The 8,242-nt window shown below is 49.6% G+C and carries 6 protein-coding genes and 1 tRNA gene; 4 read left to right on the top strand and 3 right to left on the bottom strand.

Features of this window, described 5'->3' with window-relative positions:
* The first annotated feature begins 158 nt into the window (after nt 1–158).
* The 4 genes from AC0KVQ_RS15850 (at nt 159) to AC0KVQ_RS15865 (ending at nt 5,587) form a co-directional block, all read left to right on the top strand.
* Entirely contained in the window at nt 159–1,583 is a 1,425-nt protein-coding gene (locus tag AC0KVQ_RS15850) for a DUF3987 domain-containing protein (protein ID WP_473422162.1), read from the top strand.
* Nucleotides 1,584–1,773: 190 nt separating this feature from the next.
* On the top strand, nt 1,774–2,148 hold the full coding sequence (locus AC0KVQ_RS15855) for a hypothetical protein (RefSeq protein WP_473422163.1): 375 nt from the start codon (nt 1,774–1,776) through the stop codon (nt 2,146–2,148).
* 395 nt (nt 2,149–2,543) lie between these two features.
* The gene (locus AC0KVQ_RS15860) at nt 2,544–5,117 is read left to right on the top strand and encodes an RNA-binding domain-containing protein (RefSeq protein WP_473422164.1); all 2,574 of its coding nucleotides are present in this window, start codon (nt 2,544–2,546) and stop codon (nt 5,115–5,117) included.
* Between the two features lie 98 nt (nt 5,118–5,215).
* The gene (locus AC0KVQ_RS15865; RefSeq protein ID WP_473422165.1) at nt 5,216–5,587 is read left to right on the top strand and encodes a hypothetical protein; all 372 of its coding nucleotides are present in this window, start codon (nt 5,216–5,218) and stop codon (nt 5,585–5,587) included.
* Between the two features lie 306 nt (nt 5,588–5,893).
* Here the strand turns inward: AC0KVQ_RS15865 and AC0KVQ_RS15870 are convergent.
* From AC0KVQ_RS15870 to AC0KVQ_RS15880, 3 genes are all read right to left on the bottom strand, one after another.
* Nucleotides 5,894–5,983: transfer RNA gene (locus AC0KVQ_RS15870), tRNA-Ser, on the bottom strand.
* A gap of 41 nt (nt 5,984–6,024) precedes the next feature.
* Nucleotides 6,025–7,548 (bottom strand): hypothetical protein, encoded by a 1,524-nt coding sequence (locus AC0KVQ_RS15875; protein ID WP_473422166.1) that lies wholly within the window; start codon nt 7,546–7,548, stop codon nt 6,025–6,027.
* Nucleotides 7,549–7,619: 71 nt separating this feature from the next.
* On the bottom strand, nt 7,620–8,165 hold the full coding sequence (locus AC0KVQ_RS15880) for an aminotransferase class I/II-fold pyridoxal phosphate-dependent enzyme (protein WP_473422167.1): 546 nt from the start codon (nt 8,163–8,165) through the stop codon (nt 7,620–7,622).
* Nucleotides 8,166–8,242: the final 77 nt, after the last annotated feature.

Below are 8,242 nucleotides of genomic sequence, written 5' to 3' on the forward strand. Positions count from 1 at the left end.
AGAAGACTACCCAAAACCTCGCGCGCAGTGGCAAGTTTCAGGATACGTTGCGAGATATGATCGTACGAAACTAGACAGCTAGGCGCTATGCAAATCAGATCGCAAAGAATAGCACGGCCGAAGCCTCGAACGCGGATGCGTGGTCTGACCCTGAGCCATTGGTTGATAACCTGCCGCCAGTGCCTGCATTTCCGCTCAAGCTGTTACCTGATGAGTTGGCGGCTTATGTGCAAGATGTTGCCGAACGGATGTGCTGTCCGGTCGAGTTCCCAGCCATTGGTGTCATGGTGACATTGGCAAGCGCCATCGGCTCACGGATCGCCTGCAAGCCTTATGCAAATGGCACATGGCGGGTTCCTGCTGGCGCTTGGGGATTGCTGGTCAGTCAGCCTAGCCAGATGAAAACACCCCCGCTTTCTGAGGCGCTGTCCCCGTTGAAGGCAATGGATAAACAAGCCGCCGAGAGATTTCAAAAGGCAATGTTGCAGTACCAGCTAGACAAGGCGATCTATGACAAGGCGGTCAAAGCTGCGATCAACAGTGGGAATAACAACCTGGGCCTAGAACCACCTGTCGAGCCCCAAATGACCCGGTACGTTGTCAACGATTCAACGTATGAAATGCTTGTTGCAATTGCTCAGGCCAACCCTGCCGGGTTCCTTGTGTTTCGTGACGAGTTGCAGGGATGGTTCCATTCTTTGAACAAAGAAAACCAGAAAGAGGCTAGAGGCTTATACCTTACTGGCTGGACCGGCACCGAGGATTATGCGACCGATCGCATTGGGCGCGGTCATGTTCGTGCGGAGTGCGTAAACCTGTCATTGCTAGGAACGATCCAGCCCAATGTATTGCGCCAAATTGTGTATGACGCTGTAGCCGGTGGCGGTGGTGATGATGGTTTGGTGGCTCGGTTTCAATTCGCTGTTTATCCCGATCCAGTCAAGACGTACCGCAAGGTTGATCGCTTGCCCAATCTCCCGGCTATGGATCACTACCATAATTTGGTCAAAACCTTGGCTGAACTGAATCCTGTAGCAGTTGGTGCATCCGCAGGATTGGATGAAGCTGCCTATCTACCTTTTGATGATGAGGCCCAAGTTATTTTTGATAACTGGCGTTTGAAGCTTGAGGATCGTATCCGAAATTCAGACTCGGACGAACACCCGGCCATGCTCGCGCATCTTGGTAAATACCGATCCTTGTTCCCTAAACTGGCTTTGATTCTTCATCTCGCTGCAGGCAAAACTGGCCCAATCGATAAGCAGGCTGCATTGCGTGCCGGGGGATGGACAAGGATTCTCGAAGCGCATGCGCGTCGGCTGTATCACACGGCAACTAATCGAGCGATGCAATCCGCTGTGGCTTTGGCTAACAAGATCAAGGCTGGGAAATTGAAGGACGGATTCACGCGTTCTGACGTTTTGATCAGGGAGTGGGCAGGGTTGCGCACTGCCGAGGAAGTAGCTACAGCGCTAACAGTGTTGCGCGATATGGTTTGGTTGACCTCATACAAGGACGAGCGAACAGGTGGGCGGCCCGCGGAGCGCTTTTACGTTAATCCAAAGGTGAAGCAGGCGGCCTAGTTCATTCCCCTTTTTTGTGTGGGGGGGCAAGCTGGGGCAGGATATTTCCCTTATTTAGGAGAGGGTACATGTACTTTTTTATAAAAAACATACGTTCTCTCTCTACGCATATGCTCCAGAACCACCCTCAAGAAAGGGGAATGATTAAACATAGACGTTCGCCACCAGTCATCTATAAAGGAAAATTGGCATGGGAATCGATAATCAAGGCTTTATCGAGCGGCTGAATCGGGAGGTGGCCGAATTAAACCGTGTTCAGCAACTTCAACAAGAGGCCGAAGCCAAGGCTAAGCTCGCTGCATCAATTGACAAGATCAAGAGAACCAAGCCGCTAACAGAACAAATCACGGAATTGATGCAAACGCTTCCTCCGGCGCTACGTGACCGGCCTTGGACGATGGCAGAGTTTGTTAGCAGATTAAACGGACGCTACCACGAGCGTCCTCATGCTCAGCATGTTGGTGAGGCACTGCGTCAGTTAGGATGGCGAAGGTGCAGATTTTGGTCGGATGGTTGGGATGGACAACGAGTTTGGCTATCTAGTTGCGCAAACTGGCGGGCATGATCAGCAAATCTCTGCTTAATACTTACGATTCCTGATGTTTATTTGCTAATAAATCATTTGATAAGTGTTTGGTAGTAGTAATAAGTCAGTAAGTATTCGGTCTATCCACGTAGAGTTGCGATAGCAACGGCAGGAGGATCTTGTCCGCGTAGAAATAGATGGGCAAATGACATGCTCACGTTTAATCCTAAACAGATACTCTTGATGGTCATTGAAAGATGGGAGTAATCCTATCTTTTCTGAAAAACGATTTTCATGAGGTGGAAACCACATCAGCTTATGGGTTATTATGGATTTTAGAAAGTTTAGAAATTACATAATGTATATGTAAATTACTTAAAGTCTGTCCATTTTTAGCCAATCAATATCGCGTGATGCTAACTACGTCTGAAAAAATGAGTGACAATCGACCGACATGGGATGTTGTATCCATCAGAGAACGAATCGCACAGTATGTAGAAAAGGGTACGATTTCTAGCGATGTGCTGGTTGGCCTGGTACAAGATGGATACTGCGCACCTCTGGAATGCGAGCTTCTGGATTACAAGGAGACTATCGTCGGTGTTGTTGGCACTGAGCGGATCGTGAAGGCGATCGTCGCTATGCATAATACCTACGGCGGCTACCTAATTTTTGGAGTGGGTGATGCTCGAGACGGGATGGGCTTCCCGGTGGTTGGTGTTGATCCTGCTATTGTGAACATCGAGCAACTCAAAGACAGAGTAGCTGCGGTGACAGACACAAGAATCCTGCTGACAGGGTGCTGCGTTCCAGCAAAGACTCTCCAGCAAACAGATGTAAATCTTGTTCTTCTGAGTGTGCCGCGGCGACCGAAAGATAGTCAGTCTGTGGATTTTAAGAAGGATGCAAAAACGGAGCATCCCAAGCACCCACCTGAGTTTAAGGTTGGAGATTTTTTCTATCGCGACGGAGATACTTCGCTAAAGGCAATTGGCACAAAAATATTTTGGCTAACCGGCGAGCGCATCAACCCCTATCTACTAGGGAACGAAAGGCGGGGGATATTTACTGAGAAGAGTGTTCAGGTTCAACATAATCTCCCTGATAGATCCGCAATTTGCCCTAAATTTATACGTCGTGAGGAAATTTTAAACCGTCTATGGACATGGCTCGGCGATGACCTGTCGCACTGGCGGGTTTTGGCGGGCGCTGGTGGCGTAGGAAAATCTAGTGTTGCCTACGAGTTTGCGGAACAACTCATCCGATATCCAGAGCAACCGTTTGATCAGATCGTTTGGCTGTCTGCCAAAAAACAACAGTTCGACGGGCTTCTTAATGACTACCGACGCATGCCAGAGATTCATTACGAGTCTTTTGACGAACTTTTGACTGCGCTATGTAATCGTTTGGCTTATGAGGAATCCGAAGTTGATGGAAAATCACAGAATGATCGTAAGCGCCTACTGAGAAGCGGTTTTGGTACGATTCCATCCTTTGTGATTGTTGATGATGTTGACTCACTTCAATCCGACGAACAAAAACAAGTCGGTGAGCTAGTGGCTTGGCTTTCTGGCAACAACTCTAGGTTTTTGATCACCACACGACACAACCATACATTTTCAACTTCGACGTCTATTCATCTGGAGGGCTTCGAGCGTGACGAGTTTGATGATTTTCTTGGTGTGCTCGGTGAACGTCTGCCTCAAGTATCTACCTTGAACAAAGGCCAACGCGACAATCTATTTAAATCAACCCACGGTAGTCCGCTCCTTTCCGAATCTATCTGCCGCAATCTTCGCTACGGATCGTTTGACGAGGCGCTAACTAATTGGCAAGGAAAAAGTGGCGACTTGGCCCGCGCAGCTGTTTTGAAAAAAGAGATTAGTCAGTTATCTCCTGAGGCAAAGCGTGTCTTGGTGGCGGCCTCTATGTTGCGATCAGCATCCACCGCTGAATTGGCAGCCGTTACCGACCTCCCCAAAACCATAGTGGAGGGGGCTATTGATGAATTAGACAGGCTATTTCTCGTTGCACGTCCACCTATCGCTAAAGAGCCTAGATTTGCGGTAAACGAGACGACTGCACGCCTAGTTTTGGATTCTGCAGAGTCCCTTGTTGGCGATCATCGAAAATTACAGAAATCCGTTGAAGGCTTAAGTCAAGGTGCTGATCTGAAGCGAAAAGCAGGTGATAGTAATGTTGCCTCAGCTATCCGTCAGGCTAATGCATTGTTGAAAGAGGACCGATTTATAGAGGCACTAAGTACTCTTGATGCAGCGCATGTCCGTAAAAATCATCCAGATATATTGAGCTTTAAAGCAAAGTTACTGATGGGCACAAAACCACCACGTTATGAGGAAGCAAGGCTACTGGTTAGAGATGCTTTTTCTGCTGGAGGAAGACGGCCGGCTTTGTTCGATATTTGGTTTCACAGCGAATGGAGTCTCAAAAATTATACTGGCGCTATTGAGGCATCCGAAGCAGCGCTCAGGTGCAAAATTCCTACTGAACTGGAGTGGAATGTTAGGCTTTCCGCTGCTCATAAGGCGCGTGCTGGCGAGCGGGGCATGGCTGATATAGAAGGTATCCGTAAAGATTTGACAGCAGCCAGTAGAACAATGAGTTTGGCTGTTAGAAAAAGTGGTGCTTCTGAACGTCAACAATGGTTGAGTAAATTATTCGAAATTCACGATCAATTGCTTGATCTACATCGAATGCAGCCCCCTTCTGTTCCGATGGTATCTTTACTTCTAGAAGAAATAATCGTTATGAACCGCAACGGGGACAAGCGCCGCAGCGTAGCATGGGTGGCCGTGAGTTCTATTGACCGCTTGGCTCGAAAAAAGGGTGGCCTTAAGGGCAAGGAAAGCCATGCCTTAAAATTGGTAGATCGGATCGAAGAAATTATACAGTTTCGTAAAGAAAATAATGGTAATCAGGGGGAGCGAGATGAGGCGCTGTTTCTGGAGTGGGAAAAGGTTCGTAATCGATTATTTAGTATTGAATAAGCTACATATCTAGTGGGTATGTGCCGGTGATAATAATCTCATATCTCTGTAAGTAGCGTTACTACGCGTAGTTTTCCGTCCATCGATCAAGGGTAATTATGAAGCTCAAAAAAACATCAAAAGCGTTTTTTTTTACTATGGCTGTCATTACATTGTCCGGTTGCGCAACATCCTCGACGCAGGATGATATTGTTTCCATCGGTCCAGATACCTACATGGTTGGGCGACCAGGTGGGTTCACTACATTTTCAGGGGCGGAAGTAAAAGGTCAGCTTTATCGAGATGCAAATGAGTTTTGCAAGCGACAAAATAAATATTTAAAAGCACTCAACGAAAGCTCCAGAGACTCCGGCGTGGCTAGATATGCAAATGCCGAGATACAGTTCCGCTGCCTCTCTGCTGGAGATCCTGAACTGCGTAGGCCGACAATGGAGGCTGTTCCTGATATGACGATTCAAATCAAAAAATAAGATATTTTAAAAAATAACCCAAAATTTTTTATGACGTAGGCAAGCACGGGGTGGTATGGGTATGGGGCATGGTGCCCATCACCCCCCATTGTCATAATTTATTCTTTGAGAGTATTTGAGTTGCGTGATTAAGTTAACCGTGTTCGCTTGCATAAATGATGCGCAAGTAAATTTTATGTAATAGGCGTGCTTGGAATGCTTGGGTAGATTAACGTTTTCGTTAAAATTCTATCTACCTGAAAATGGCATACAAAATGGTATACAAAATAAAAATGCGCCTTATAGGGCGCATTTTTATTGATATTCTGGCGGAAGCGGTGAGATTCGAACTCACGGGGGACGTAAATCCCCGACGGTTTTCAAGACCGCTGCCTTAAACCGCTCAGCCACGCTTCCCTTGAAAGAGGCTGGATATTAACGTGTCACCACGATGGTGTCTAGGTGTCGACCTTTTCCAGAACAGTAAACCTGGTCAGGGCTGCGTGGCTGGTGTGTTCAACCGTATCGGCAAGCCTGATGCGGTAGGCTTTGCCTTGTGCGGCAAGGATGTAATCCTTGTCCCGTGCCAGATTTGTGTAGGGAACGAACAGGTAATGCCCGGCTTGCTGACTGGCGCTGCTGCTCAAAAAGAGCGTTCGGCACTGCTGATTTTTTTCCGGGCAGCTCAAGTCAACGGCCAACGGGGTTGATGCCAAGGTTTCTACGCCAGCCAGGAGTTCGCCGTCGCTTTGCCTCTCTAGTCGTCGCACCAGACCGATCGACAGTTTGCCGTCGTTGTCCTGTGGCAGAACGCCGATAATTTCGCAGGGATGCAGTGTTTCGCCGTGCTTGCCGTGAATTTCAATACCAAGGCCCGAGGCACTTTCATCAGTAACGGTGCCGGGGCTGACAGTTGCCGATGTCACTGCTTTGCCGCTCAGGTTATGCAGAATGCAATCTAATCCATGCAGTAGCTTGACGGGTCTTTGGCTGGCGCGGCGCTCATGTTTGCGTGTGGGGGGGCTGGTTTCCCTGGACCAGAGTTTGACCAGTGCCTGGATGCGCTCATGCTGCAGGATCAAGGCGGTTTCTGTGAGTCCTGCGCATTTGTCGCTGCTGTTCTGCATGGCGCTAACATGTTGCTGCATGCGTTGGAGCAAGGCGCGGGTATCCCAATAGCGCCAGGTTTCTCCCAGCATGTCGCGCCGCAGTCGTTTCGGCGGATAAGCTTCTGCCAGGTTAATGGCAAAAAGCTGGCGTTGTGGCTGGATGACCGTTTCCAGTTTGATATCCTGCACCCAGTCATCGAGTAATTCGGCAATCAGCTGAATCTGCTTGGGGGGCATTTTTTCCGGGCAAGAGAGTGCCAGCATCAGGATCTTCAGGTAAGTGCCCTGGATGCTGGATGCCGGCTCAGTCGGGTAAGGACAAATCAGGGTTGTTTGGCAGCCTTGCTGTTCTGCCCACCGGTACAGGCGATGGATCCGCCGCCAGGTATGCTGGTCGATTGCCCGGTAACGCATGAATCGCCACTTGGTGTGCTCGAAGTAGTAGCGCATCGCGCGCAGGATGAAAAGCGGAAGGTTGGCGTCGCCATGTTTGCCAGGGGTCTGCATGGCCTGTTTCAGACAAAGCTGATAGGCGTTGCCCATTTCGGCCCAGAAGGCGGTGATCGTCAATAGCAGTTGGGATGGCGGTGCGTCGTCATCAATGATTTCACCCTGATGGACGCGAACCAGATAATCCTGCAAGTTTCGGGCTTTTTCATCCAGATACGGAATGGTACGCAGGCGTTCCTTGATCGATACCTTGGCGTTGTGATTAAGCTGTTGCAGCGCCTTGATGATCTCGGCTTGTGCTATCAGCATGTCGCTTTGCGGCAGCTCACCCAGCATGCGTGTCGCTGACTTGAGATCACGAACTTCGGTAACGGCTTCTTGTGGCAGAAAAAGCGATTGGACCAGACCCTTGAAGTCGAACATGGTGCCCCTTTGCCCTCGCTGGATGCAATCGGCAAAGGGTAGGGCAAATACACCCGGCTTTCAATAAGGTTTTATAGTGTTTTCCGGATTCTTTCTGCTGCAGTTTGCAGCGTGGCGATGTCGCAGGTGTAGGCAAAACGCAGGAAATGGCGGCAGCGAGCATCGACACCAAAATCCAGTCCAGGCGTAATGGCAATGCCTTGTTCCTGCAGCAGCCGTTCGGCAAAGGCTGCGGCATCCCCGGTAAGGTTGCGGGTGTCCGCCCACAGGTAAAAAGCTCCCTGGCTTTGTGCCGGCAAAACAAAGCCCAGTTCAGCCAGCAGGGCGGCCAGGCAGGTACGACGGTGGTCGAGGATCTGACGACGCTGTTCCAGCAGTGCCAGCGTTTGCGGATGAAACGCTGCCAGCGCGGCATATTGTGCTGGCGTGGGGGCGGCGAGGAAAAGATTTTGTGCGAGTTTTTCCAGGGCCGGTACATGCTTGGTAGGGGCAACCAGCCAGCCCAGGCGCCAGCCTGTCATCTGGAAGAATTTGGAAAAACTGTTTACCACGAAAATGTCATCCGCCACGCTGAGCGCGGTTTCGTGCGGGCGATCGTAAACCAGGCCCTGATAGATTGACCTGTCCTGACAACCGAAGACACACCTCGCTCAAATACCGACCGCCTGCTTGCTGAATTTTTGTGCAAACACAG

The sequence above is a fragment of the Formivibrio sp. oc-25 genome (assembly GCF_055810895.1).

Excerpts from the sequence above, each read along its gene's own strand:
- AC0KVQ_RS15855 (WP_473422163.1), top strand. The coding sequence starts at position 1,774 with ATGGGAATCGATAATCAAGGCTTTATCGAGCGGCTGAATCGGGAGGTG.
- AC0KVQ_RS15860 (WP_473422164.1), top strand. The coding sequence starts at position 2,544 with ATGAGTGACAATCGACCGACATGGGATGTTGTATCCATCAGAGAACGA.
- AC0KVQ_RS15865 (WP_473422165.1), top strand. The coding sequence starts at position 5,216 with ATGAAGCTCAAAAAAACATCAAAAGCGTTTTTTTTTACTATGGCTGTC.
- AC0KVQ_RS15875 (WP_473422166.1), bottom strand. The coding sequence starts at position 7,548 with ATGTTCGACTTCAAGGGTCTGGTCCAATCGCTTTTTCTGCCACAAGAA.